The organism is Aeromonas sp. R5-3 (assembly GCF_040908225.1).
GTDB classification, from domain to species: domain Bacteria; phylum Pseudomonadota; class Gammaproteobacteria; order Enterobacterales; family Aeromonadaceae; genus Aeromonas; species Aeromonas dhakensis.
The window spans coordinates 1-2,734 of record NZ_JBFODH010000004.1; the positions used below are offsets into that span (position 1 = coordinate 1).

The 2,734-nt window shown below is 53.8% G+C and carries 1 rRNA gene; it reads right to left on the reverse strand.

Going from position 1 to position 2,734, the window contains the following annotated elements:
• Nucleotides 1–20 precede the first annotated feature (20 nt).
• Nucleotides 21–2,734: ribosomal RNA gene (locus AB5Y95_RS02200) — 23S ribosomal RNA — on the reverse strand; the annotation flags it as partial.

Consider the following 2,734-nt stretch of genomic DNA (forward strand, 5'->3'; position numbering starts at 1 on the left):
GAACACTTCTTGGGTGTTGTATGGTTAAGCCTCACGGGTAATTAGTATGGGTTAGCTCAACACGTCGCCGCGCTTACACACCCCACCTATCAACGTTGTGGTCTCCAACGGCCCTTTAGGACCCTCAAGGGGTCAGGGATGACTCATCTCAGGGCTCGCTTCCCGCTTAGATGCTTTCAGCGGTTATCGATTCCGAACTTAGCTACCGGGCAGTGCCACTGGCGTGACAACCCGAACACCAGAGGTTCGTTCACTCCGGTCCTCTCGTACTAGGAGCAACTCCCTTCAATCATCCAACGCCCACGGCAGATAGGGACCGAACTGTCTCACGACGTTCTGAACCCAGCTCGCGTACCACTTTAAATGGCGAACAGCCATACCCTTGGGACCGACTTCAGCCCCAGGATGTGATGAGCCGACATCGAGGTGCCAAACACCGCCGTCGATATGAACTCTTGGGCGGTATCAGCCTGTTATCCCCGGAGTACCTTTTATCCGTTGAGCGATGGCCCTTCCATTCAGAACCACCGGATCACTATGACCTACTTTCGTACCTGCTCGACCTGTCCGTCTCGCAGTTAAGCTGGCTTATGCCATTGCACTAACCTCCTGATGTCCGACCAGGATTAGCCAACCTTCGTGCTCCTCCGTTACTCTTTGGGAGGAGACCGCCCCAGTCAAACTACCCACCAGGCACTGTCCGCGAGCCCGATTCAGGGCCCTGCGTTAGAACATCAAACATACAAGGGTGGTATTTCAAGGACGGCTCCAGCGCAACTGGCGTCACGCCTTCAAAGCCTCCCACCTATCCTACACATGTAGGTTCAATGTTCAGTGCCAAGCTGTAGTAAAGGTTCACGGGGTCTTTCCGTCTAGCCGCGGGTACACCGCATCTTCACGGCGAATTCGATTTCACTGAGTCTCGGGTGGAGACAGCATGGCCATGGTTACACCATTCGTGCAGGTCGGAACTTACCCGACAAGGAATTTCGCTACCTTAGGACCGTTATAGTTACGGCCGCCGTTTACCGGGGCTTCGATCAAGAGCTTCGCTTGCGCTAACCCCATCAATTAACCTTCCGGCACCGGGCAGGTGTCACACCCTATACGTCCACTTTCGTGTTTGCAGAGTGCTGTGTTTTTGATAAACAGTCCCAGCCATCTGGTCACTGCGACTCCCGTCAGCTCCATCCGCAAGGGACTTCACCAACAAGAGCGTACCTTCTCCCGAAGTTACGGTACTATTTTGCCTAGTTCCTTCACCCGAGTTCTCTCAAGCGCCTTGGTATTCTCTACCCGACCACCTGTGTCGGTTTGGGGTACGATGACTTGTAATCTGAAGCTTAGAGGCTTTTCCTGGAAGCAGGGCATCAATGGCTTCCGCACCGTAGTGCGTTCGTCTCGTGTCTCAGTGTTGTGTCTCCGGATTTGCCTAGAAACACCACCTACGCACTTTCACCAGGACAACCGTCGCCTGGCCCACCTAGCCTTCTCCGTCCCCCCATCGCAATTACAAGTCGTGCAGGAATATTAACCTGCTTCCCATCGACTACGCCTTTCGGCCTCGCCTTAGGGGTCGACTCACCCTGCCCCGATTAACGTTGGACAGGAACCCTTGGTCTTCCGGCGAGGAGGCTTTTCACCCCCTTTATCGTTACTTACGTCAGCATTCGCACTTCTGATATCTCCAGCATGCCTCTCGACACACCTTCGCAGACTTACAGAACGCTCCCCTACCACTCACGCTTAGCGTGAATCCGCGGCTTCGGTGCCTGGTTTGAGCCCCGTTACATCTTCCGCGCAGGCCGACTCGACTAGTGAGCTATTACGCTTTCTTTAAATGATGGCTGCTTCTAAGCCAACATCCTAGCTGTCTGAGCCTTCCCACATCGTTTCCCACTTAACCAGAACTTTGGGACCTTAGCCGGCGGTCTGGGTTGTTTCCCTCTTCACGACGGACGTTAGCACCCGCCGTGTGTCTCCCGGATATTACTTACTGGTATTCGGAGTTTGCATGGGGTTGGTAAGTCGGGATGACCCCCTAGCCCAAACAGTGCTCTACCCCCAGTAGTATTCGTCCGAGGCGCTACCTAAATAGCTTTCGGGGAGAACCAGCTATCTCCGAGTTTGATTGGCCTTTCACCCCCAGCCACAGGTCATCCCCTAACTTTGCAACGTTAGTGGGTTCGGTCCTCCAGTTGATGTTACTCAACCTTCAACCTGCCCATGGCTAGATCACCCGGTTTCGGGTCTACACCTTGCAACTAGACGCCCAGTTAAGACTCGGTTTCCCTACGGCTCCCCTATACGGTTAACCTCGCTACAAAATGTAAGTCGCTGACCCATTATACAAAAGGTACGCAGTCACCCCGAAGGGCTCCCACTGCTTGTACGTACACGGTTTCAGGTTCTATTTCACTCCCCTCACAGGGGTTCTTTTCGCCTTTCCCTCACGGTACTGGTTCACTATCGGTCAGTCAGGAGTATTTAGCCTTGGAGGATGGTCCCCCCATATTCAGACAGGATGTCACGTGTCCCGCCCTACTCGATTTCACATCAAGGTTGTTTTCGTGTACGGGGCTATCACCCTGTATCGCCGGCCTTTCCAGGACCGTTCCACTAACTTCCAAGATGCTTAAGGGCTAATCCCCGTTCGCTCGCCGCTACTGAGGGAATCTCGGTTGATTTCTTTTCCTCGGGGTACTTAGATGTTTCAGTTCTCCCGGTTCGCCTC